Genomic DNA, 273 nt, shown 5'->3' with positions numbered 1-273 from the left:
AAGTCGCACAGCCTCGACAGGCACGTCTCCCAGACCTGGCGGCTGTCTGGGCTCACCAACTCCTACGTCGCATCCGTGCCCGCCCAACAGAGGCTCGGCAAGCGGTGGTTCGCGGGGTCAGCCGATGCCATCCTGCAGAGCCTCAACCTGTTGCGTGATGAGAAGCCCGACATCGTTGTCGTCGTCGGTGCTGACCACGTCTACCGCATGGACTTCAGCCAGATGATCGATGCCCACATCGCCTCGGGCGCGGGCGTCACGGTCGCGGCGATC

1 protein-coding gene is annotated in these 273 nt (G+C 64.8%); it reads left to right on the top strand.

The window, feature by feature from the left end; genetic code table 11:
* On the top strand, window positions 1–273 hold a 273-nt coding region (locus WDW90_RS39405), incomplete at both ends, for a sugar phosphate nucleotidyltransferase (RefSeq protein WP_336493031.1).

Origin of the sequence: Methylobacterium nigriterrae, from assembly GCF_037106235.1 — a bacterium.
Taxonomy (GTDB): domain Bacteria; phylum Pseudomonadota; class Alphaproteobacteria; order Rhizobiales; family Beijerinckiaceae; genus Methylobacterium; species Methylobacterium nigriterrae.
This window is presented reverse-complemented; position numbering and strand designations above follow the sequence as displayed.